We start from the raw sequence: 24,755 nt of genomic DNA on the forward strand, positions 1-24,755 counted from the left end.
TTATGAAAGAAATCAATTTCAAGTCAGGTCTAATTACCTGCGTTATAGGACTAGCTATTTGGTTCATTCCAACTCCAGAAGGCGTCCAGCCAAATGCCTGGCATCTCCTCGCGATCTTTGTCGCCACCATTGTTGGAATCATTTCAAAAGCGGCTTCTATGGGAACCATGGCCATTATTGGAATCACACTGTGCGCAGTTACACAGGTTTTGGCTCCTGGAGATCCTACAAAATCTATCGTTAATGCCTTGAGCGGTTTTGGAAATTCTACCATCTGGTTGATTGGTCTTGCGTTTTTTATCGCAAGGGGATTTATTATAACCGGCCTTGGAACCAGAATAGCGTACAACTTTATCAAAATATTTGGCAAAAGCCCGCTGGGACTTGCCTATGGATTGAATACGGCTGACCTTATACTCGCACCAGCCATTCCGAGTAACACAGCCAGAGCTGGAGGTGTCATTTACCCCATCATGAAATCAATTGCTACAAACATGGGATCGTACGCTGAAAAACCAGAAACACATAAGAAAATTGGCGCGTTTCTTACTCTAAGCAGCTACAATGCCAACATGATTACTTCTGTGTTATTCTTGACAGCTACCGCCAGCAATCCGATGGCGCAAAAATTTGCTGCCGATTTAGGAGTAGAAATCACTTGGGGAAGCTGGGCACTTGCGGCATCGGTTCCCGGGCTAATCTGCTTCTTGCTGATTCCTTTATTTCTGTACAAATCCTATCCACCTGAATTAAAAGAGACCAAAGAAGCTCCGGCAATAGCGGCAAAACAGCTCAAGGAAATGGGACCGGTTTCTTTAAAAGAATGGTTGATGGTAGCCACTTTCATCATATTATTAATACTTTGGATATTCGGGAACTTATTTGCAATCGATGCAACAACCGCAGCGCTTATCGGACTATGTATTCTGTTGTTGAGCGGCGTACTGACTTGGGAAGATGTCAAATCAGAAAAAGGAGCTTGGGATACTATCGTTTGGTTTTCTTCATTGGTCATGATGGGATCGTACTTAAATTCGTTAGGTTTGATAGGTTGGTTCGGGAAATTGGTTGGCGATGAACTGTCACAACTTAGCTGGAAAGTCGCTTTTCCTTTAATTATAATCGTATATTCTTATTGTCATTATATGTTTGCCAGTGCAACGGCACAAGTTGCCGCAATGTATTCTGTGTTTCTAGCAGTGGGTATCGCAGTGGGTATTCCTGGCACTATGCTAGCCATATTTCTCGGAGCCTGTGCTTCGTTGATGGGATCGCTTACCCATTATGGTCATGGACCTGCTCCTATTTTCTTTGGTAGCACCTATGTAGATCTAAAAGACTGGTGGAAACAAGGTTTTTTTATGAGCATTTTATTTCTTCTTGTATGGTTTGTAGCTGGCGGAATTTGGTGGAAAGCGATTGGGCTTTGGTAAATAATAAAGTCCTTTAACATGAATTTTAAAAATTTATTCATCCTATGAAAAACACATTAAATAACAAGCTGATCATGGCTTCAACGGGACTTTTCCTCTGCTTTTTTCTGGTGATTCACCTGCTTGGAAACTTGCAGTTATTGTTGCCCGAAGACGTTGCAAGAGAACAGTTCAACTGGTATTCGCACATGCTTTCAGGTAATTTCTTAATCAAGATAATTTCTTGGATATTATATGCTTCGCTTATTGGTCATGTCGTATATGCTTTAATTATTTCTGTAAAAAATAATACCGCCAACGGAAAAAGCTACCAATATGATAAGAGAAATTTTGCCAGCGCATGGAACAGCAGAAATATGGGAATTCTGGGTACCATCCTGCTCTTGTTCCTCATCGTTCATTTCAAGGATTATTGGTACACCTACAAGTTTACTGCATTGCCAGTGGATGCTAATGGTAACAAAGATTTGTACGAGGTTGTTGTAAGTTCCTTTTCTCAAGCATGGTATGTTATAATTTATGAAATATCCTTCTTGGCATTAGGCTTTCATCTATTGCATGGTTTTTTTAGTGCATCCCGAACACTAGGGTTGTATCATCCAAAGTATGCAAAAGCAGTAAAAATAATAGGATGGTTCTACACCCTCGCCATCACCGGAGGTTTCATGGCAATACCACTTTATATTTATTTTAAATAATATGAAAAAGATAGATTCGAAAATACCGAAAGGACCGCTTGCTGATAAATGGAATAATTACAAAGCAAAGGCAAAATTGGTAAATCCAGCCAATAGAAATAAGCTCAGCGTTATCGTAGTGGGAACGGGACTCGCCGGATCTTCCTGCGCTGCTTCGCTTGCGGAACAAGGCTACAATATTAAGTCGTTTTGTTTCCAAGATTCTCCTAGACGCGCCCATTCTGTGGCAGCACAAGGTGGCGTAAACGCTTCCAAAAATTACAAAAATGACGGCGACAGCACTTTTAGAATGTTTTATGACACGATAAAAGGAGGCGATTTCCGATCTCGAGAAGCTAATGTTTACCGTCTTGCTGAATGTTCCGCTTCTCTTATTGACCATGCGGTAGCGCAAGGTGTTCCCTTTGCCAGAGAATACGGCGGCTATCTGAACAATAGGTCTTTTGGAGGCGTTCAGGTATCGCGTACTTTTTATGCTCGCGGGCAAACGGGCCAACAACTTTTATTGGGTGCCTACCAATCTCTTTTGCGTCAGGTTAACACAGGAAAAGTAACGATGCACACTCGTCATGAAATGGTGGAATTAGTCGTTATTGATGGAAAAGCAAAGGGAATTATCGCTCGAAATTTAGAGACAGGAACTCTGGAACGCCATGAAGCAGATGCGGTAGTATTGGCTACAGGAGGCTATGGCAAGGTTTATTATCTTTCTACACTAGCCATGGGTTGCAATGGATCAGCTATCTGGCGTGCGCACAAAAAAGGCGCTTACATGGCCGGCGTAAGTTGGATTCAGTTCCATCCTACTTGTCTTCCTCAGCACGGTGAAAATCAGTCTAAACTAACCTTGATGTCAGAATCTCTTCGAAATGACGGACGCATCTGGGTATCGAAAAAAGTGGGTGATGACAGATTACCCAATTCCATTCCGGAAGAAGAGCGTGACTATTATCTAGAGCGTCGGTATCCTGCTTTTGGAAATCTTGCACCGAGGGATATTTCTTCACGTGCAGCAAAAGAAAGGATCGATGCCGGTTTTGGTGCGGGTCCAATGAAAAATGCAGTATATCTCGATTTTTCAAAAGCTATTATTGCTCAAGGCGTTGAAAAAATTAAAGCTAAATATAGTAATCTGTTTTCGATGTATGAAAAAATCAACGGAATCGATGCTTATAAAGAACCAATGCTTATATCTCCCGCAGCGCATTTTACTATGGGTGGACTTTGGGTCGATTATGAGTTGATGACCACCATTCCCGGACTATTCGCACTTGGAGAAGCTAATTTTTCGGATCATGGCGCAAATAGACTTGGGGCTAATTCCTTGCTACAGGCCTGCGTTGATGGTTACTTTATAGCACCTTACACGATTCCGAACTATCTTTCTGGGGAATTAAAAACAGACAAAATCACAACGGATCACCCCGCTTTTGCGGAAGCAGAAACAGCCGCCCGAAGACAACTGGACCGTTTCTTGAATACCAAAGGGAAATTCTCAGCGGATTATTTTCATAAAAAGACAGGGAAGCTACTTTATGAGAAATGTGGATTGTCAAGAAGTAAAGATAATCTGGAAGAGGCAATTATTTCTTTAAAATTACTAAAAGAATCATTCGAAAAAGATCTTCTGATAACTGGCGATGATACTCTAAACAGCGAATTAGAAAAAGCAGGTCGCGTGGCAGATTACATCGAATTGGCTGAACTGATGTGTCACGATGCCCTGCAAAGAGAGGAATCCTGCGGAGCTCACTTCCGAGAAGAATACCAAACCACAGAAGGTGAAGCGGTACGGAATGATAGTGATTTCTGTTATGTTTCTGCCTATGAGTGGAAAGGGGCACAACAGCCTCCTGAACTTCATAAAGAGCCGCTTACGTTTGAATCTGTGGAACTTGCAGTACGAAGCTATAAATAATTTCAAATTAAAAAAGTACATATGAAACTGTTTTTAAAAATATGGCGCCAACTAAATGCTTCCTCAAAAGGAGAAATGGTAAATTATGAGATTGACGGCATATCTGAACAGATGTCTTTCTTAGAAATGCTGGATCGTTTAAATGAATCGCTCATTCAGCTTGGGGAACGGGTAATTGAATTTGACCATGACTGCAGGGAAGGTATTTGTGGGCAATGCGGCATCATGATAAACGGAAGAGCGCACGGTCCGCTAAAACATACCACCACCTGCCAGCTGCATATGCGAAGTTTCAAAGATGGTGATACCATTTATATAGAACCTTTTAGGGCAGCTGCATTTCCTATATTGAGAGATCTGAAAATTAACCGTAACTCTTTTGATGCAATTATCACTTCAGGAGGGTACATCAACGCAGGAACAGGACAAGCACCGGAAGCCAATAGCATTCCCATTACCTATGAACAGAGCGAAGCTGCTTTTGATGTTGCCGCATGCATAGGCTGTGGCGCGTGTGTGGCCACTTGCAAAAATTCAAGTGCGGCATTGTTTACCAGTTCAAAAGTGACACATCTTTCTTTATTACCACAAGGACAATTAGAAGCCTCGAAAAGAGTCATTGCGATGGTTCGCCAGATGGATGCGGAAGGTTTTGGAAGTTGCTCAAATACGGAAGCTTGCGAAGTGGAATGCCCGCAGGACATATCGGTGCTATCAATTGCCAAGATGAATTATGAATACAATAAAGCGGTACTCTTAAAAAAATAGTCTGTTCTACATTAATAATTCTTGATTCGGGCGATACTTAATAATCGTAAATTAAGTTGTAAAAATGCTGTTTTTGGGTTTAAAATGAACTAAGTAAACTACTGATTTTTAACTACTAATTTGAATTAAAACAGCTCGTTCAAATTTCTTTTTTGGTAAAACAAAATAAATCACAAAAATACCTCCAAAATGATTTGAGTTTCGAGGTATTTAAATTTATATTTTTTCTACTTGCAAAACTTAGCTTTGCGCCAAAGTTCTTCTTCAAAATAATTACTTCCCGCCATTAGCCCGAAGGTCAGCAATACATTGCGCATCTAACTGTGGAGCTGAACCGCCTGAGACCATGTTTCCAATACCGCCTCCAATTTCAGATGACCAATACATCAAACACGTTTTTTCAATACAATGTTTTGGATGTTCTGCATCTTCGTGATTGCTTTGCAAAGCTGTGCCAAGATTAGTCAATCCTAATATGTGCCCGAACTCATGAGTGATTACTGTTGTTTCTAATAAACTTCTGTTGGGTTCAAATGGGCTGTCACTAAGACCTTGAATGGTTTGCTGGAAAATAACAAAAGAAGTATTTCTATAAGCCGTTCCTAGAATAACTGACGTATCAGTGTCTTTTGAAGATTTCCCATCTGCAAAAAATGCCCAAACCGCTATTTCATCAGCATTATTGTACTTTGTTCTGTTCGCATCTTCAATACTTACAATTTCTTCATTGGTGTAAGGCGAATTTCCAGGCGAAGGTATAGAACGTTTGACAACACGAATACCGTTTGGCTTGTATGTTCTTGCTGTAAGAAAGTTTACAAAATTATTAATAGCTGTATTACTTGGTTCAAAACCGGATACATACACCACTTCAATAACCATGCTCTTAAACTTTTTATCAGATAATAAATCGTTGGCAGAACTTCCTGTTGGCTGTTTATTAGTTACTGGATTTATTGCAACTGGATTATCTAAGGGATCATCTTCGTTTGAACAGGAGGTTACTGATAGAAACAAACCTAGCGCGAGTAATGTAAATATTTTTTTCAAAGTTTTTCTAAATTAGTAGTTTTGATAGTATCTTAATATAACATAAATCCTATGTTCTTAATCATTTACGAAAACTAACGTCTTTTGGATTAAAATTATTGTCTTCATTAATTTAAACGAAAACTCAGAACATCATATCTCAAACGAAAAAACCCTTTCAAAAGCTAATTTGAAAGGGTTCTTTTTATATAAAAATGCGAAATTATAATCCAGCCACTGCTTTTATTTCGTCAATGATTCTCAATGCTAAGGCATCTGCTTTTTCTTGAGAAGCCGCTTCCGTATAAATACGAATAATAGGTTCTGTATTCGATTTTCTTAAATGAACCCAATTTTCAGCAAAGTCAATTTTCACTCCGTCAATAGTAGTAATATCTTCATTTTTGTATCTTTCCGTCATCGCAATAAGAATAGCATCGACATCAATTTGTGGGGTCAATTCAATTTTGTTTTTACTCATGTAATACTCCGGATATGAAGCACGCAAAGCAGAAACTGTCATTTTTTTGTTGGCCAAATGCGTTAAAAATAACGCCACTCCTACCAAACTATCACGTCCGTAATGCAGCTCCGGATAAATGATTCCGCCGTTTCCTTCGCCACCTATCACAGCATTATTCTTTTTCATCAATTCCACTACATTCACCTCACCTACGGCACTTGCTTCGTAGCTTCCGTTATGCAAATTAGTCACATCACGCAAGGCACGGGAAGACGACATATTCGATACTGTATTCCCTGGTGTTTTACTCAATACATAATCGGCGCAAGCCACCAAAGTGTATTCTTCACCAAACATTTCACCATCTTCGCAAATGAAAGCCAAACGATCAACATCAGGATCAACAACGATTCCTAAATCGGCTTTTTCTTTGACAACCAATTCAGATATATCAGTCAAATGTTCTTTCAAAGGTTCTGGATTATGAGGAAAATGTCCGTTTGGTTCGCAGTACAATTCTACCACTTCAACGCCCATTAATTCCAATAATCTTGGAATAATAATTCCACCTGAAGAGTTTACACCATCTACTACCACTTTAAATTTAGCAGCTTTTACGGCAGCAACATCTACCAAAGACAAATTCAATACTTCATCAATATGAATATCCATGTACGCATCATTAATCATAATGGCTCCTAAATCATCCACATCAGAAAAATCGAAAGCTTCCGCTTCAGCAATTTCTAGAATTTTCAAGCCTTCTTCTCCATTCAGGAATTCTCCTTTTTCGTTCAATAATTTCAAGGCATTCCATTGTTTTGGATTGTGGGAAGCAGTAAGAATAATTCCACCTTCGGCTTTTTCTAACGGAACAGCAACTTCAACCGTTGGCGTTGTCGAAAGACCTAAATCAATCACGTCAATTCCTAAACCAATTAAAGTATTTACCACCAAATTGTGAATCATTGGTCCCGAAATACGAGCATCACGACCTACAACAACAGTGATTTTTTCTTTACCAATATATTTTTTCAACCAAGTTCCATACGCCGAAGCAAATTTAACGGCATCAACAGGCGTCAGATTATCACCTACTTTACCTCCTATTGTTCCACGAATTCCCGATATTGATTTTATTAAAGTCATTGATTATTATTTTAAATTTTGAATTATAAATTTTAAATTGCTCACAAATATAATAATTGACGGTTTATAAAAGTCAATAAGAATTCAAAATTCATCATTTAAATTCCTAAATTAGGCGAATGAATTTTCTAGCACACATCTATCTTTCCGGAGATAATGATTTAATCAAAATTGGCAATTTCATGGCCGATGGAATTCGTGGAAAACATTTTGAAACTTATCCAATTGATGTTCAAAAAGGAATCATTCTGCATCGTGCCATTGACACTTTTACCGATGCACATCCTATTTTCAGGCAAAGCACTAAAAAATTACATGAGAAATACCATCATTATGCAGGCGTAATTGTGGATGTTTTTTATGATCATTTTTTAGCTAAAAACTGGAATACGTATTCAGATGAAAAATTAGAAGAATTTGTAGAACGCTTTTACCAATCTTTGCACGACAATCACAGTATTCTTTCGGAAAGAACTAAAGGAATGATGCCTTATATGATTGAACACAATTGGCTGGTGAGTTATCAAACGATTGAAGGAATTAATCGGATTTTAACTCAAATGGACCAACGCACCAAAAACGAATCTAAAATGCGTTTTGCCAGTCAGGAACTAACAGAATATTACTCGGAATTCGAAGCTCATTTCAGCGAGTTTTTCGAGGAATTAATCGCACATTCAAATACTAAAATATCCATTTTATGAAAAAAATAATTTTCCTACTTGCCTTTGCCATTTTAGGTTGTAAATCGAATGAAAAAACGGTAGAACCTACTGGCTTAGTAACTTCAAAAGCTATGGTAGTTTCTGCTCGTGAAGAAGCTTCGCAAATTGGGGTGGAAATCATGAAAAAAGGCGGAAACGCTTTTGACGCAATGGTTGCCACAGAACTCGCATTGGCAGTTTCCCATCCACAGGCAGGAAATATTGGTGGTGGCGGTTTCATGGTTTTCAGAAAAGCAAATGGAGAAACTGGAGCTATCGATTACAGAGAAAAAGCACCTTTGGCAGCTTCTAAAGATATGTTTCTGGACGAAAAAGGAAATGTTATAGAAGGCAAAAGTACCGCAAAAGCTTTAGCTTCTGGAATTCCGGGTACAATTGCAGGAATATTTGAAGTCCACAAAAAATATGGTTCTTTACCCATAAGTGAAATTCTGGAACCTGTAATTGCCTTGGCCGAAAGAGGTGTTGTTGTCACAAAATTTCAAGCCGAAAGTTTGGCTTACTACAGGTCTTCTTTTATAAAAAGTAATGGTAAGAATAGTTTATTTTCGAAAGCATATAAAGAAAATGACACGATAAAATATACCGCATTAGCAGCAACATTAAAACGAATTGCGAAAAATGGTCGGGATGAATTTTACAAAGGAGAAACGGCTCAAAAGTTAGTTGCTTTTCTGGCTAAAAAAGGTGGAAATGTAACATTGGAAGATTTAAACAGTTACAGTGCCAAGTGGCGAACTCCAATTACTTTTCAATATAAAAATTTAAAAATCACTTCGATGTCTCCTCCCAGCAGTGGCGGAATTTGTCTCAATCAAATCATGAAAATGATTGAGCCGTTCAACCTTTCGCAAATGGGTCACAACAGCGTAAAAACAATTCAAGTAATTACCGAAGCAGAACGAAGAGCGTATGCTGACAGGAATTACTTTTTAGGTGATCCTGATTTTGTAAAACTTCCAATGAAAGAATTGCTACGTCCATCTTATTTAGAAAAAAGAATGAATGATTTTTCATTCGATCAAGCTTCTAAATCTTCGGATATTGGACATGGAGAAATTAAAGGATACGAAAGCAACCAAACCACGCATTATTCTATTGTGGATTCAAAAGGAAATTCAGTTTCGGCAACGACTACTTTGAATGATAATTATGGTTCCAAAATATATTGCGACGAATTGGGTTTCTTTCTGAACAATCAAATGGATGATTTCAGCGCCAAACCTGGAGTTCCCAACTTATACGGACTTACTGGAAGTGAAGCTAACAGCATTGCGCCTGGAAAAAGAATGTTGAGTTCCATGACGCCAACGATTGTAGAAAAAGACAACAAACTTTTCATGGTTGTAGGTACCCCGGGAGGTTCCACCATTATCACATCGGTGTTGCAAACGATATTGAATGTCTATGAATTTGATATGAGTATGCAAGAAGCGGTAAATACACCTCGTTTTCACCATCAATGGATGCCAGACGAAATTACTTTTGAACCCAATTCTTTCGATAAAGAATTATTGAATGGTTTAAAGAAAAAAGGATATTTCATCAATGAAAAAAATAAAGAAATTATTGGTGAAGTAGACGCGATTTTGATATTACCAAATGGAAAACTGGAGGGTGGCGCAGATAAAAGAGGTGATAATAAAGCCGTTGGTTTTTAAATTTATACTATTTCGAATGAAAAAAATTATTATTCTATTGAGTGTTTTGTCAATTGGTTGTAAAACCCAAAATATAATGGTTAAGCCCACAGGACTTGTTACTAATGAAGCAATGGTGGTTTCGGCACGTGAAGAAGCTTCCAAAATTGGAGTTGAAATAATGAAAAAAGGCGGGAATGCTTTTGATGCGATGGTCGCAACCGAATTGGCTTTGGCTGTAGCCTATCCGTTTGCAGGAAATCTTGGAGGTGGCGGTTTTATGATGTACCGAAAAGCAAACGGTGAAATTGGTTCTTTGGATTACCGTGAAAAAGCTCCGTTAGCAGCCACTAAAGACATGTTTCTGGACGAAAAAGGAAATGTCATTAAAGGAAAAAGTACCGAATCTCCTCTTGCTATTGGAGTTCCCGGAACGATTGCCGGTGTTTTTGCAGTTCATGAAAAATTGGGTTCCTTACCGATTGAAGAAATTCTAAAACCCGTAATTGCATTAGCCGAAAAAGGAGTTATTGTTACCAAAAAACAAGAAGATAGATTAGCTGCGTATCGAGACAAAATCATAAAAGTAAATGGCGATAAAACATTATTTGCAAATGCTTTCAAAGAAAATGATGTCATTCAATATCCTGCGCTGGCAACTACCTTAAAAAGAATTTCAAAAAATGGCAGAGATGAATTTTACAAAGGAGAAACAGCTAAAATATTAGTCAAATACCTTCAGGAAAAAGGAGCAATAATTACTTTGGAAGATTTGTCCAAATATGAAGCCAAATGGAGAATGCCGCTTACTTTTGATTACAAGGATTTAAAGATAATCTCAATGCCTCCACCCAGCAGCGGCGGAATATGTCTGGCTGAAATATTCAAAATGATTGCGCCTTATGACTTGGCTAAAATGGGTCATAATTCTACCGAAGCCATTCAAGTTATTGTAGAAGCAGAAAGAAGAGCGTATGCCGATAGAAGTTATTATCTGGGTGATCCGGATTTTGTGAAAATTCCTTTAAAAGCTTTAATGGCAGATAAATATTTGAAACAAAGGATGTCGAATTTTAGTTTTGAAAAAGCCACCTTATCATCGGATATTAAAGAAGGAAAAGTAACGTATAATGAAAGTACGGAGACCACCCATTATTCAATTGTAGATCAATTTGGTAATGCGGTTTCATCAACTACAACATTAAACGACGGGTATGGTTCTAAATATTATTGTGATGAATTAGGCTTTTTCTTAAATAATGAAATGGATGATTTCAGTGCCAAACCAGGTGAACCAAATATGTTTGGATTAGTGGGAAATGAAGCCAACAGTATCGCGCCACAAAAACGAATGTTGAGTTCCATGACTCCAACAATTGTGGAGAAAAACGGAAAATTATTTATGGTTGTGGGTTCTCCGGGCGGTTCTACGATTATAACATCGGTTTTGCAAACGATATTAAATGTTTATGAGTATCGTTTTAGTATGCAGGAAGCCGTAAACGCACCTCGTTTTCACCACCAATGGTTGCCGGATTTAATCACTTTTGAGCCTAATACTTTCGATACTAAAACCTTTGAAAACTTAAAATCAAAAGGATATCTTATCAATGAAAAAACGACTCCAGTAATAGGAAAAGTAGATGCTATTTTGGTTTTACCAAATAAAAAACTCGAAGGTGGTGCTGATTTTAGAGGAGACGATAAAGCAGTTGGATTTTAGAGGATTTATAAGACTTTAGAGAATAGAACAAAGAGAATAGAAATTTAGGCAACCAATTTTATGTTTACATTTTCAAATTTGATTTTGAATTTTGCCATTGTTATTGATTTTTGTCATTGCAATTGAATTTTGCTATTGAAATTTACTATTTATGAACTTTATACTTGCCTTAGAAAATGCTTTTGCAGCAAATAAAAATCCTGAAAATGCTTTTGCCATGGCAAAATACATGAAGAACAACTTTACTTTTTTTGGAATAAAAACGGATGAACGAAGACGAATTTTTAAGGAAATTTGGAAAGAAAACAAAGAAGAGGTTTCGGCAAACGCAAGGAAAATTGCATTGGATTTATATTCAAAACCAGAACGGGAATTTCATTATTGTGCCATTGAAATTTTAATAAAAGAACTTAAGGGAAATTATAAAAAAGAAGACATTCAACTGATTGAAAAACTAATTCTGAACAATTCTTGGTGGGACAGCGTGGATACCATTGCAAAGTACATTTTAGGCGAATATCTCTTGGAATTTCCATTGGAAACAAAAAAGGTAATAGAACGATTTTCAAGGTCTGAGAATATGTGGTTGAGCCGAAGTGCTATTTTATTTCAGTTGGGTTACAAACAAAAAACGAATATTGATTTTTTATTCTCCGAATGTCTAAAACATTCGCATTCTAACGAATTTTTTATTCAAAAAGCAATAGGTTGGGCGTTACGGGAATATGCAAAATCAAATCCTGAAGCGGTTATAGAGTTTGTAAAATCCAGTAATTTAAAAAAATTAAGTGCAAAAGAAGCATTGAAAAATATGTGTTAGGATTAAAATAATAGTAGTTTTGTAGCCCTCTTAAAAAGTATCATGTTCAAAAAAGTAATAGCCAAACTAGAAGTAATAATTGCCGTAGCACAGTCTATATTGACTCCAAAACAGTTTATATTCTTATCTGCCGTTTTGGTTGGAATCTCCTCTGCATTTGCCGTAATAGTTCTGAAAACTTTTGCGCATTGGGTATTTTCTTTTGCAACTTATGTCAGCGGAATTTTAAAATTGGGTTTCATTAATAGTATTCTACCTATAATTGGTATTGTGCTCACCGTTTTTGTCATCAAAAGAGTTTTAGGAGGAACCATTCAAAAAGGAACTTCACAAATTTTATATGCTGTTGCAAAAAAAGCGAGCATTATTCCAAAAAAACAAATGTACGCTCAAATTGTAACGAGCTCATTAACGGTTGGTTTAGGTGGTTCTGCAGGTTTAGAAAGTCCGATTGTAATTACAGGAGCCGCTTTTGGTTCAAACTATGCACAAAAATATAAATTAAGTTATAAAGACCGAACTTTACTAATTGGTTGTGGAGTTGCAGCCGGAATTGCAGCTGCCTTTAACGCACCAATTGCCGGAGTTTTATTTGCTATTGAGGTATTATTGGTGGATGTTAGTATTGCTGCATTTACACCCATTATGATAGCGGCAGCTACAGGAGCTTTAGTTTCAGTAATTGCATTAAATGAGGAAATTTTGCTTTCGTTCAAACAGCAACAAAGCTTTGATTATCATAACATTGTTTATTATGTCCTTTTAGGTTTATTTACCGGTTTCATCTCTGTATACTACTCTAGAAATTTCCAAAGAGTAGAACATTTTTTCGCAAGACTTAAATTATCACCCTATAAAAAAGCGTTGTTTGGTTCTTCAATTTTAGCCATTCTTATTTTTATTTTTCCGACACTTTTTGGAGAAGGATATGAAAGTATCAAAACATTATCAGAGAACGATCCCGGAAAATTATTAGAAAACACATTATTCAGTAGTTTTCGCGATAATAGCTGGGCACTTTTACTTTTTGTAGGGTGCACGATGATGATAAAAGTTTTTGCGACAGGAATTACCTTAGGAAGTGGCGGTAATGGTGGAAATTTTGCTCCTTCGCTGTTTCTGGGTTCGTATGTTGGTTTCTTTTTTTCCAAATTTTTAAATCTCACAGGACTTACTAAATTACCCGTTAGTAATTTTACTTTGGTGGGAATGGCAGGTATTTTGAGCGGTTTATTTCATGCTCCGTTGACTGCGATATTCTTAATTGCTGAAATTACCGGAGGATATAACTTGATGATTCCGCTTATGATTGTGGCATCAATCAGTTTTGCGATTTCCAAGCGTTTTGAGAAACACTCTATGGATGTGAAAAATCTCGTGCAAAAAGGGCATGCTTTTACCAGTAACAAAGACACTAATGTACTTTCTACATTAGAGACAAGCTCCATTATTCAAACAGATTTTCTTACAGTAACTCCTAATGAAAATTTAGAAAGACTCGTTGATCTCATTTCTCATTCCAACCAAGTGATATTTGCAGTAGTTGATACCGAACAAAACTTATTGGGAATTGTTCATTTTAATGATATTCGCGAAATAATATTCAATAATTACCGCGTTAAATATACATTGGTGAAGGAAATAATGCTGAAACCTGTTGAAACAATTTCACCGGACGATAGCATGGAAATGGTCATGAATAAATTTGAAAAATCGAAAAAAGCATTCTTACCCGTTCTTAAAGACGGAAAATATCACGGTTTTATTTCTAAATCTGTTGCGCTTGAGGCTTACAGAACCAAATTAAAATCAATGACGATTGAGTAGCATATTTATAGCGTGAAAAAAGAGATATTTCGCTATCAACATTCTGCAATTACAATAAATAAGAGTTTTTAGAAAAAAAAATCTGTAGTAAAATTTTAAAAAAAAGCAGACCTATAAGCCGGATTCTGTCTCCAATAAATTAGAGCCTTATCATTTATCTAGATCCCGCATTACTGCGAGACTCAAGCTATCTACCCTTCAACAACGGACGAGAAGCCCTTAAATGCTGATATACTTGATATTTCACCGCATAGAGTTTACCTGGTTTCACTACAGCATTACCTGTACATACTTTCTGTTGCACTTGTCCTAATCTCGTCCCTAAAGACGAAACCGACGGGTGTTACCCGCTATGCTTCCCTGTGGTGTCCGGACTTTCCTCCCTCTTGATTGCTCAAAACGGCGATAAGGCGGTCTGCGGTGCAAATTTACACTATTTAATTCTTTTTTTTCCTTTACAGCTATTTACTTTAACAAGCCTTTTACAATCAATTCATAATAAAATAGTTACCTTTAGTAAATAACTAAAAAATCTCTATTATGTCAAATATGTATCATTATGCCACCGTTTCTAAAGCCTTAGATGATTTGAATGAGATGGGATTTACATTCGATTTTAATCTTCATGAGGAAGATATTGTAAAAAATCCGAGCCACTATGAAATTCAACATATTTACCGTTACGAAGGAGATACAAATCCAGATGACGAAGCAACGGTTTATGGCATCAAATCAACATCTGGCAAAAAAGGTGTGTTTGTAGCGGGATATGCTGCAAATTCAGATAATGGTGCCGCAAGAGTTTTAATCGATCTTAGCATCAAAGGAAGAGACAAGTAAGCTCGTTTTCTAAAACCAATTGAAGTAAATTTAGGAACTTAAATCAATTATTTTTTCAGGAGCTTATTCCAGCTATCCGTTACAATCTTATACGCCGAACCCCGGCGCATAAGGATTTTCACTACAAACGCAGTTCACTGAACTCCAATAAAATTATAGTACTGTGAAGTAATCTGGGCTAGGGAATTTGAGAAACAAAAACCATTCTGAAAATTATAAAATCTTTCAATCCTTAAATTTTTGCATCTTTAAATTAAAACCTATATTTGCTTTCGAATAAAATTTCTATGGAACAATTTGTTGTATCGGCCCGTAAATATCGTCCTCAAACGTTTAAAGATGTTGTAGGACAAAAAGCCATTACTAATACTTTATTGAATGCCATAGAAAGCAATCACTTAGCTTCAGCATTGTTATTTACAGGACCTCGTGGCGTTGGAAAAACAACTTGCGCCCGTATTTTGGCTCGTAAAATTAACCAGCCAGGATATGATGATCCTAATGAAGATTTTGCCTTTAATGTTTTCGAATTAGATGCTGCTTCTAACAATTCTGTTGATGATATTAGGAATCTTATTGACCAAGTTCGGATCCCACCACAAACGGGACAATACAAAGTCTATATTATTGATGAGGTTCACATGTTATCTTCGGCAGCTTTCAATGCTTTCTTGAAAACACTGGAAGAACCGCCTAAGCATGCCATTTTTATTTTGGCTACGACCGAAAAACATAAAATTATTCCAACGATACTTTCTCGTTGTCAGATATTTGATTTCAAAAGAATTACCGTAAAAGATGCCAAAGAACATCTTGCCGAAGTAGCCACCAGTCAAGGCGTAGTTTTTGAAGATGATGCTTTGCATATTATTGCTCAAAAAGCGGATGGCGCCATGCGTGATGCTTTGTCTATTTTTGACCGAGTAGTTTCTTTTTGTGGAAAAGATTTAACACGTCAGGCCGTAACGGAAAACTTGAATGTGTTGGATTACGAAACGTACATCAACATCACCGATTTGATTTTGGAAAACAAAATCCCGGATTTATTGATGGCGTTCAACGAAATTCTTGCAAAAGGTTTTGATGCGCATCATTTTGTATCTGGATTGGCTTCCCATTTTAGAGATTTATTAGTTTCTAAAACACCTGCTACTTTAACTTTATTAGAAGTTGGGGAACAAGCGCAACAAATGTATGGTGTGCAAGCACAAAAATGCAGTCAAGACTTTCTTTTGAAAGGAATCGAGATTGCAAATGATTGTGATTTGAAATACAAACTGAGTCAAAACCAACGACTTCTTGTTGAACTTTGCCTAATGCAATTAGCCTCTATCACTTATGATGGAGAAAAAAAAAAGTTGAGCAATATATAATTCCACCTACTTATTATAGAAAGAATGATTATTCGATAACGGTTCAACCGAAAATTGAAGAATTAAAACCTGCGATACCAGTTGGAGAATCAGTTCCATCAAAAGAACTGGAAACTAAAACTGCTGTTCCATCAATTCCATTACCTACTCCAGCAGCAAAAATAAACATTCCACAATCCGATGGACCAAAGGTTTCTGCATTTTCATTAGCTAGCATTCGAGCCAAAAAAGCATTAGAAGAAAGCAGTAAAGGTATTGTGAAAGAAGTGCTTCATTTGCCAACCGAATCTTTCTCAGAGACTGAAATGTTATTACAATGGAATAAATATGCGCAACGTTTAGGTGACAAAGGCTATAGAATTATGGAATCGTTATTACTTATTAATGATCCAAAATTAAACGGAACCGCCATCACAATTGAATTGCCTAATGAAGGATCAAAATTAGATTTCGAAAAAGAAATACATGGACTTTTAGGCCATTTAAAAGGTCATTTACAAAATCATGACATTACAATTGAAGTTATTGTAAATGAAAGTATAGAAAACAAAAGAAGCTTTAATGACCAAGACCGCTACAACAGATTATTAGAAATAAATCCAAATATTGAGCTTTTACGCACAACATTTGGATTAGATTTAGACGCATAATCTGTATTAAAATTATATTTTACCGTAGTACATTGCTTTTACAATTCCATCAGAAAGACCTATTTTAGGAACATAAATATTTCGTGCTCCACTCCACTTCATCGCATTCAGATAAATTCTTGTCGCTGGGATAATTACATCGGCACGATCCGGATTCAGACCTAATTCAGAAATTCTTTGTTCATAAGTAAGAGAATTCAAAAAAGCATATTGCGAATTCATATAAATATAGGAAAGTGGTTTTTCTTGTAATTTTCCAGACATTTTGAAAATTTTATTGATATTTCCCCCAGACCCAATCAATGTAACTTCGTCGTATTCTTTAGTATTTACTTTTATCCATTTTTCAATTTCATCCCAAACGACATCGCAAACCATGTCATTTAATAAACGAACGGTTCCAGCTTTGAACGATCTTGAATTAATCATTTTACCATTAGAAAAAAGTGTAAACTCAGTACTTCCACCACCAACATCAACAAAAAGATAGGTTTGATCTGTTTTTAATAAATGATGTAAATCAGTTGATGCAATTATGGCTGCCTCTTTTTTTCCATCAATAATCTCTATTTTTATGTCTGCTTTTTTCTTAATTAATGCTACAACTTCCTTACCGTTATAAGCCTCGCGCATTGCTGAGGTTGCAAAAGCCATATAGCGCTCTACTTTATGAACCTTCATCAACAAGTTGAAAGCCTTCATTGCATCACACATTCTTTCAATATTCTCCTCTGAAATTTCTCCAACGGTGAAAGCGTCCTGCCCAAGACGAATAGGTACACGAACCAAGGAACTTTTATTAAACTGAGGCTCTTTGCCCTCTTGTTCCACAATATTAGCAATCAACAAACGCATGGCATTGGAACCAATATCAATTGCTGCATATTTTTTTATTTTAATCATCTTCGTTTTGATTCGTTTAATTTCTTATTAACCGTTTGATTCTTTTGATAAAGTTCCCCTTTAACCATGAACAAACAATTATACTTTTCCCTTTTCATTTAATACTGCATCCAGCTTTTTTTGGTAGTATTTATAAGTCTCTAATTGTGCTCTAAAAATAGGATTATGATTTCTAGGGCGATACTTATTATCTAATTTATAAGAGTGAAAACGGGCCTTTACATTTCCTTTCCAACCAATATCAAAATTATCAATTAGCTCATTTTTTATTCCCTGATCGTAAATTGGGCAGGTTACTTCGACTCTACCGTCAAGATTTCTGGTCATAAAATCAGCTGATGAAATGTAAACTTCCGTTTGCCCGGCATTGCCAAAAATATAAATTCTAGAATGCTCCAGATAATTATCCACAATGCTTATTGCCTCGATATTATCACTCATTCCGGGAATTCCTGGAATTAACGAACAAATTCCTCTGACTTCAAGTTGAATTTTTACTCCGGCTCTGCTTGCTTCATATAATTTATCAATCATTACGAAATCAGATAAACTATTCATTTTTAGCTTAATATGTGTTTTCCTTCCAGCTAACGCGTGTGTAATTTCTCTATCAATTAACTTCACGAATCTCGTTCTGGTATAATGCGGAGAAACAATAAGATGTTTGTAGCGATGCACTCTATAATTGATATCAAAAAACTCAAAAATCCTCATAATATCTTTCAGAATTTGCTGATGACTGGTAAACAGAGTAACATCCGTATATACTTTGGCCGTAGATTCGTTGAAATTTCCTGTTGAAATAAACCCGTATCTTTTTATTTTCTCATTTTCAATTCTTTCAATAACACAAATTTTACTGTGCACTTTCAGGCCTTTTATTCCAAAAATAAGTTCAATACCTTCCAATTGCATTTGTTCTGCGTAGGAAATATTGGATGCTTCATCAAAGCGGGCTTGCAGTTCGATTTGAACGGTAACTTTTTTCCCGTTTTTAGCCGCATTAATAAGAGAGCTGATAATTTGAGAATTTTTCGCCAATCGATACAATGTGATTTTTATCGAAACTACTTTTGGATCTAACGCAGCTTCACGCAAAAACTTGGTCAGATAGGAAAATGATTGGTACGGCGCGTTTAATAAATAATCTTTTTCGCTTATTTTTTCCAGCATACTGCCTTCAAGACTTAATCCCGGAATAGGAAGCGGATCATTCGTTTGATATAATAAATCATATCTTCCAAGGTTTGGGAAATTCATATAATCCCTTCTGTTGTGATATCTACCGCCTGGAATGATACTGTCAGTGGAGACAATTTTCATTTTATCAAGAAAAAACTTTAAAGTATCTTCTTCAATTAATTGATCGTAAATAAAACGCACCGGCTCCCCTATTCTTCGGTCTTTTACACTCAAAGATATTTTTTCAATCATACTTTTACTCAAATCACTGTCGATGTCAAGTTGCGCATCTCTAGTGATTTTTATCATATGAGCAGAAACACTTTTATAATCAAAAATATTAAAAATATTACTAAGATTATGGCGAATAACATCATCTAGAAGTATTACATATTGTTTTTCATTATTGGAAGGTAAAACAACGAATCGGTTAATCGTTTTAGGAATTTCGATTACCGCATAACGAACTTCTGAATTTTTATTCATTACTAATTTTATCGCTAAATATCCTGAAGTATCTTTCAATACCGGGAATTCTGCTAAATCATTTAAGATTATGGTAACTAATTCAGGACTCACTTTTTGAATAAAAAAATCTTTTAGGAAAATTTCTTGTTCAACAGTAATGTCGGTTTCCGTAATGATGAAAATATTTTTAGTTTCAAGTTCGCTTTCGATAATATTTAATATCCGAAGACTTTCAGACTGTTGCTGAATAACGATTTCGGTAATATCTTTGACTAATTGTTGTGCAGATATTCCTCCAAGATATTTTTCGCCGGATATGCCTGTTAAGCTTAAACGTCTGATTGCGGCAAATCGCACTCTGAAAAATTCATCTAAATTATTCGAAAAAATACCTAAAAAGCGCAACCTGTCTAATAACGGAACGGAATGATCACCAGCTTCTTGAAGCACTCTTGCGTTGAAAGCCAACCAGCTTTTTTCTCTATCAATATATTTATATTCTAGTACTTTATTCATCTTAAATCTTTGGGAAATATTATTTTTTTTATTTTGCCTTTCTTTATTTTTTTCCAATCATCTGTGTCAAATTTAAACGACACAAAACCTGAAGTAGGAACATTTTCAATGGAAACGTCTCCAAATTTATTAACAAAATCTGTAATTGCCGCGTTATGTCCAAAAAGAATAACACTATCAAAATTATTACTGCAAGATTTAATTACTTTTTCCAGTTTCTTTTCATCAAAGGTATAAAGGTCGTCTTTGTAAATGATACTTTCAATAGGATATGAAATATTTTGAGCAAAAATTAAAGCAGTATCAGTAGCCCTTTTGGCTGTACTACTCAAAATTATATATGTTTTAGGAATCGAATCTTTAGCCTCCACAGAGACAAGATGAGCATCTTTTACACCTTGACAGGTCAAACCGCGATCTTTATCATGCATAGGAACTTCCCAACTTGATTTTGCATGGCGAACCAATAATAAGTTTTTCATGAGTAGGAAATAATTTTGTTATCAACTTCTAAAATTTATTAAACACAATTTACAAAACTAAAATTTATAATCTTTTTTTTTAACTTTTTATTCTATAAAATCTGATTAATATTTTTCATAAAAAATCTAATTTATCTGATTAATAATATTCTAATCATCCTGAAAGTTAAAGTTAAAAAAACTAAAAATATCAACGTCAGTCTATCTATTCGTTAGACATTTTAATATAATTTTTATAATTTTTTAAGATTGAATTAACACAAAAAAGGTAATTCAACGACTATTTAGGTTGTTTGAAGAAAAAAAAGTTAACTCTAATTTTTTACATTTAATTTAGCAGCTTAAACATTGCCCTGTTTAACAGAAAGAGCTCAAATCTAAAAATAAGAACCTACATGATAAAAAAATACTTTACCTCAAAAAATATCTTCTCCGATTTTTGTGATTTCTTTGAAAATTCTTTCAATCAAAATTTCAAAAAATTAGTTTTGTTGTGTTTCACTTTATTGACAACTTTACTAACTGCCCAAGTATCAAAATCAAATGATAAAACGCCTCAAGTTATGGAGGTAAAATCTTTGATTGCTGCAATGAAGAAATCTGAGCAAAATTCAAGATCAGCGAAACCTGAATCTAAACGCTTGGAAAATTTATTGAATGACGTGCAACAGACCGTTTACTTTTATTCTGGCAAAGTTAAAAGTTATGGGGATAAACCAAACTCCTTGTTTACAGATACAAATTCTTTGAGCGCAATTGGCTCGTCAAACATTAACGTCGAAAATATTGAGATTTTAACTATAAGGATTGATGACAACGCTGATTTAAATATTCCAATTGATTTATCAGTACTTTCTAACTTTTCAAAGTTAAATTACGTTTATATCCTGTCAAACATTAGTACTACCGACACTTCTATTATTAAACTTATAAAAAACATAAATCCGCGATATACTGTTTTTTATAAAATAGACAAAAGTGAATAAATCTAGATTAGATAACAACCTACAATTATCATTATGAAAAAACTATACTCCAAATCTAAAATAGTTTACCCAATAAATAGATTTTTTTTCACAGCAATCTTTTTTTTAGGACTTGTCTTTTCGTTGAATGCGCAGGTAAAAGTTCCTTTTAAAGAGAGAACTTCTACATTTTCACCAATTAAGAAAACATATAATGTAAAAGGTGATTTTACCATGATTGGTAATACCAATTTAACATTACAAAATTACGGTGATAATGAAACCAATAATAACCCAATGGTTTATGTTGACATTGATAATGATTCAAAGACATGGAATTCATCCTCCTCAACATTATCCTTACCTACAGACAATGGAGTAGCTTCTTCATGTTCAAACATTGTTTATGCAGGATTATATTGGACAGGTAGAGCATCTGACAGCAATACAAGTGATTATATTGTAAGTGCAACTAAAGGAAATTCTAGTAAAGATTTCGACAAAAGAAATATTTCATTAAAAGGGCCTGGAGAGTCCAATTATACCACTATAACAGCAAGTTCAATAGGGAACGTCAATGAAATTTATTACCCAACTACATCAGATGGATACATGTATTCAGCCTATGCAGAAGTTACTCAATATGTAAAAGATCATGGAGTTGGAGAATATTTTGCTGCTGATATTGCTCTTAAACAAGGAAATGGTGGTGGTACTGGATTTTATGGCGGTTGGGGATTAATTGTAATTTACGAAAATTCAAGCATGAAAAATCGTGATATTACTATTTTTGATGGTCATGCCTATGTTCAAGGTTCTACAACAATCAATCACGAAATTGATGTTACAGGTTTTAATGCAGTGCCATCAGGAAATGTAGGAGTTAAGCTTGGAATGATTGCAGGAGAAGGCGATAGAGGAATATCCGGTGATTATTTTCAAATTCAAAAAAAGACCTCCACCAGTTATGTAAGCCTTAACCATACCTCAAATTCAACTGGCAATTTTTTTAATTCTTCGATACAAACTGGAGGGAATCAAAGAAATCCATCACTTACAAATAATACGGGGTTAGACATTAGCATGTTTAATATTCCTAATACAGATAATTCGATAATAGGTAATAACCAGACATCAACAAAATTCAAATACGGTTCTACACAGGATACCTATGTGATTTTTGCAATAGCAATGGCCGTTGATGCCTATGTTCCAGATATTGAAGGTGTTATTACTGCCACAAAAATCAATAACCTTCCTGTTTCTGGCACTAGCCCTACAACCGCTTTACCTGGTCAAGAGTTAGAATATAAAATTCAAATAAAAAATAGAGGTACAGAAGCCATCAACAATACAAAAGTTGTTATTCCAATTCCTTATAATGCCACTTATGTTGCAAATAGTGCTGCCAAAATCATTAATTTCACACCAAACCCTTCTCCCAATACCTTAACTTATGAACCTACGGTTGGAGCAAATGGATCAATCGTATGGGATTTTGGTACTCTACCGCTTCCTGCTAATGGCGATATCAATAGTGTATTAGCAGAACTTAGTTTTAAATTTAAAGTAACTGAAGATTGTACATTATTAAAAAATGCTAACTGTAATAATGTAATTTCAGTAATAGGATTTTTAAGCGGTTCAGGATCAGTTTCTACAGTAAAAGTTATAGATAAATCTTTAATTCAAGGCTATACTTCAGGAGGTAATTGTCAAGGAACTGCTATTCCAACTCCTTATATAACAACAATTGATGCTGCTGCTTATGTCAATGCAAATTGTCAGGCCACTCCACCAATCACAGCGTTTACATTTTGTAACGCCGGAAGTACTATTCCAATTACTGCTGTAGCTGGAGCATTTCCTACAGGAGCAACATTTTACAACTCGTATCCAGTTGTTAGTGGAACAACAATTCAGTACACAATAAATAACCCATTTCCTGCAACTGTTGGAACTTCTACCTATTACGCAGTGCCTCCAGGGGTAAGTAGTGGTTGTTATTTTCAATTTACAATTACTGTATCAAGCATTACTTCACTGCCTACAGTAACTGATGTGAAATATTGTATTGGTGAGAATACAGTACCGCTAAGCGCTACCGCAAGTAATTCTTCGTATAATTTATATTATTATACTAGCGAGACTTCATCAGCTCAAATGTCTATCACTCCTTCATCAACAACTGTTGGCGAAACTACATTCTATGTTGCCGAGGGTCAAACTAATTCTTGTATCGGTCCTAAAAAACCAATTAAAGTGATTGTTTATCCAAAACCAACAGTTACTGCACCTGTAACTAAAACATTTGAAGGATGCGAAACTAATGCGATAACAGGTTTAACATACAGCGAAACCGAAGTAAACATTTCACTATCACAGTTTACAACAGCAGGAGGAACTTTTACAAATAACAATACTGTTGGAACATACTCCATTTCATATAAAGACTCAAAAAGTGGAAATTGTCCAATAACAGTAGAAAGAGTATACAAAATCACAACAATTTGTGGTTCTACTATTGTAAATCAAATTATTAAAATTCAAGATACTACAGCACCAGTAATTACAGGTACTTTATCCGATTTAAATATAGAAGGTTGTTCTTTAAGCGATCTTCCCTCTGCTGTAAAAACAGTAGCAGCTTTAGAATCATTAGGTTTATCAATTAGTGATAATTGTACAACTGATTCAAACATGAGTATTTCCAGTTCAGATGTTACTAATGGAAATTTACCTACTGTTATCACTAGAACTTATACAATATCTGACAAATGTAATAATCAAACAATAGTAATTCAAAAGATTACTATTGATGATACCGTTGCGCCTGTTAAACCTGTTTTGGCTGATGTGACCGGACAATGTTCTGCTACTGCAACCGCTCCAACAACTACCGATGTGTGTTCTGGAAATGCTATTGTTGGAACAACTACAGATCCTTTAAGTTATACTACTCAAGGTACGTATACGATCACTTGGACTTTTAATGACGGAAACGGAAATACAACTACTGCTACGCAAAAAGTAATTGTAAAAGATACCGTTGCGCCTGTTAAACCTGTTTTGGCTGATGTAACCGGAGAATGTTCTGCTACTGCAACCGCTCCAACAACTACCGATGTGTGTTCTGGAAATGCTATTGTTGGAACAACTACAGATCCTTTAACCTATACTACT

General features: G+C 35.6%; 20 protein-coding genes and 1 other RNA gene. 14 read left to right on the plus strand and 7 right to left on the minus strand.

Going from position 1 to position 24,755, the window contains the following annotated elements; translation table 11 throughout:
* The first annotated feature begins 2 nt into the window (after window positions 1–2).
* From IWX80_RS16520 to IWX80_RS16535, 4 genes are read left to right on the plus strand one after another with little or no spacing between them, the layout of a single operon-like run.
* Window positions 3–1,433: an anion permease gene (locus IWX80_RS16520; RefSeq protein ID WP_196854416.1), complete on the plus strand. Its 1,431-nt coding sequence runs from the start codon at window positions 3–5 to the stop codon at window positions 1,431–1,433.
* Between the two features lie 44 nt (window positions 1,434–1,477).
* Window positions 1,478–2,131: a succinate dehydrogenase cytochrome b subunit gene (locus IWX80_RS16525; protein WP_196854417.1), complete on the plus strand. Its 654-nt coding sequence runs from the start codon at window positions 1,478–1,480 to the stop codon at window positions 2,129–2,131.
* Window position 2,132: 1 nt separating this feature from the next.
* Complete coding sequence (locus IWX80_RS16530; protein ID WP_196854418.1) at window positions 2,133–4,049, plus strand: fumarate reductase/succinate dehydrogenase flavoprotein subunit; 1,917 nt, start codon at window positions 2,133–2,135, stop codon at window positions 4,047–4,049.
* 21 nt (window positions 4,050–4,070) lie between these two features.
* Window positions 4,071–4,817 carry a succinate dehydrogenase/fumarate reductase iron-sulfur subunit gene (locus IWX80_RS16535; RefSeq protein ID WP_196854419.1) on the plus strand — a complete coding sequence of 249 codons (747 nt, stop codon included), beginning with the start codon at window positions 4,071–4,073 and terminating at the stop codon, window positions 4,815–4,817.
* 273 nt (window positions 4,818–5,090) lie between these two features.
* On the opposite strand, the gene IWX80_RS16540 is transcribed toward IWX80_RS16535, so the two are convergent.
* Both IWX80_RS16540 and glmM read right to left on the minus strand, forming a co-directional pair.
* Window positions 5,091–5,867, minus strand: coding sequence for a membrane metalloprotease (locus IWX80_RS16540; RefSeq protein WP_196854420.1), 777 nt, complete (start codon window positions 5,865–5,867; stop codon window positions 5,091–5,093).
* Window positions 5,868–6,069: 202 nt separating this feature from the next.
* Complete coding sequence (gene glmM, locus IWX80_RS16545; protein WP_196854421.1) at window positions 6,070–7,458, minus strand: phosphoglucosamine mutase; 1,389 nt, start codon at window positions 7,456–7,458, stop codon at window positions 6,070–6,072.
* Between the two features lie 119 nt (window positions 7,459–7,577).
* Here glmM and IWX80_RS16550 point away from each other — a divergent pair, with 119 nt between their 5' ends.
* From IWX80_RS16550 to IWX80_RS16570, 5 genes are all read left to right on the plus strand, one after another.
* Window positions 7,578–8,162 carry an acyl carrier protein phosphodiesterase gene (locus tag IWX80_RS16550; RefSeq protein WP_196854422.1) on the plus strand — a complete coding sequence of 195 codons (585 nt, stop codon included), beginning with the start codon at window positions 7,578–7,580 and terminating at the stop codon, window positions 8,160–8,162.
* Window positions 8,159–9,844: a gamma-glutamyltransferase gene (gene ggt, locus IWX80_RS16555; RefSeq protein WP_196854423.1), complete on the plus strand. Its 1,686-nt coding sequence runs from the start codon at window positions 8,159–8,161 to the stop codon at window positions 9,842–9,844. Before IWX80_RS16550 ends, ggt (IWX80_RS16555) begins: the two co-directional genes overlap by 4 nt.
* Window positions 9,845–9,860: 16 nt before the next feature.
* Window positions 9,861–11,546 carry a gamma-glutamyltransferase gene (gene ggt / locus IWX80_RS16560; protein WP_196854424.1) on the plus strand — a complete coding sequence of 562 codons (1,686 nt, stop codon included), beginning with the start codon at window positions 9,861–9,863 and terminating at the stop codon, window positions 11,544–11,546.
* A gap of 151 nt (window positions 11,547–11,697) precedes the next feature.
* Entirely contained in the window at window positions 11,698–12,366 is a 669-nt protein-coding gene (locus IWX80_RS16565; RefSeq protein ID WP_196854425.1) for a DNA alkylation repair protein, read from the plus strand.
* Window positions 12,367–12,408: 42 nt separating this feature from the next.
* Window positions 12,409–14,193, plus strand: coding sequence for a chloride channel protein (locus IWX80_RS16570; protein ID WP_196854426.1), 1,785 nt, complete (start codon window positions 12,409–12,411; stop codon window positions 14,191–14,193).
* A 98-nt stretch (window positions 14,194–14,291) separates the two neighbouring features.
* Here the strand turns inward: IWX80_RS16570 and rnpB are convergent.
* Window positions 14,292–14,615: RNase P RNA component class A (gene rnpB, locus IWX80_RS16575), an RNA gene on the minus strand.
* Between the two features lie 118 nt (window positions 14,616–14,733).
* On the opposite strand from rnpB, the gene IWX80_RS16580 reads away from it, so the two are divergent.
* Together IWX80_RS16580 and dnaX are read left to right on the plus strand one after the other, a co-directional pair.
* Window positions 14,734–15,033: a hypothetical protein gene (locus IWX80_RS16580; RefSeq protein WP_113665707.1), complete on the plus strand. Its 300-nt coding sequence runs from the start codon at window positions 14,734–14,736 to the stop codon at window positions 15,031–15,033.
* A 287-nt stretch (window positions 15,034–15,320) separates the two neighbouring features.
* Window positions 15,321–16,406, plus strand: coding sequence for a DNA polymerase III subunit gamma/tau (gene dnaX / locus IWX80_RS16585; protein WP_196854427.1), 1,086 nt, complete (start codon window positions 15,321–15,323; stop codon window positions 16,404–16,406).
* A gap of 43 nt (window positions 16,407–16,449) precedes the next feature.
* On the opposite strand, the gene IWX80_RS16590 is transcribed toward dnaX, so the two are convergent.
* A complete protein-coding gene (locus IWX80_RS16590) occupies window positions 16,450–16,632 on the minus strand; it encodes a hypothetical protein (RefSeq protein ID WP_196854428.1) in 183 nt (60 codons plus the stop codon).
* 31 nt (window positions 16,633–16,663) lie between these two features.
* Here IWX80_RS16590 and IWX80_RS16595 point away from each other — a divergent pair, with 31 nt between their 5' ends.
* The gene (locus tag IWX80_RS16595) at window positions 16,664–17,056 is read left to right on the plus strand and encodes a DNA polymerase III (protein ID WP_334682381.1); all 393 of its coding nucleotides are present in this window, start codon (window positions 16,664–16,666) and stop codon (window positions 17,054–17,056) included.
* 12 nt (window positions 17,057–17,068) lie between these two features.
* Here IWX80_RS16595 and IWX80_RS16600 read toward each other — a convergent pair whose 3' ends face one another.
* From IWX80_RS16600 to IWX80_RS16610, 3 genes are all read right to left on the minus strand, one after another.
* Window positions 17,069–17,959: a Ppx/GppA phosphatase family protein gene (locus IWX80_RS16600; RefSeq protein ID WP_113637458.1), complete on the minus strand. Its 891-nt coding sequence runs from the start codon at window positions 17,957–17,959 to the stop codon at window positions 17,069–17,071.
* Window positions 17,960–18,037: 78 nt separating this feature from the next.
* Window positions 18,038–20,125 carry a polyphosphate kinase 1 gene (gene ppk1 / locus IWX80_RS16605; protein WP_196854429.1) on the minus strand — a complete coding sequence of 696 codons (2,088 nt, stop codon included), beginning with the start codon at window positions 20,123–20,125 and terminating at the stop codon, window positions 18,038–18,040.
* Window positions 20,122–20,607, minus strand: coding sequence for a SixA phosphatase family protein (locus IWX80_RS16610; RefSeq protein WP_196854430.1), 486 nt, complete (start codon window positions 20,605–20,607; stop codon window positions 20,122–20,124). Before IWX80_RS16610 ends, ppk1 begins: the two co-directional genes overlap by 4 nt.
* Window positions 20,608–21,002: 395 nt before the next feature.
* On the opposite strand from IWX80_RS16610, the gene IWX80_RS16615 reads away from it, so the two are divergent.
* The gene (locus tag IWX80_RS16615) at window positions 21,003–21,593 is read left to right on the plus strand and encodes a hypothetical protein (protein WP_196854431.1); all 591 of its coding nucleotides are present in this window, start codon (window positions 21,003–21,005) and stop codon (window positions 21,591–21,593) included.
* A gap of 33 nt (window positions 21,594–21,626) precedes the next feature.
* On the plus strand, window positions 21,627–24,755 hold a 3,129-nt coding region (locus tag IWX80_RS16620), incomplete at its 3' end, for a hypothetical protein (protein ID WP_196854432.1).

Origin of the sequence: Flavobacterium sp. CAN_S2 (assembly GCF_015752255.1) — a bacterium.
In the GTDB taxonomy this organism is placed as follows: Bacteria; Bacteroidota; Bacteroidia; order Flavobacteriales; family Flavobacteriaceae; genus Flavobacterium.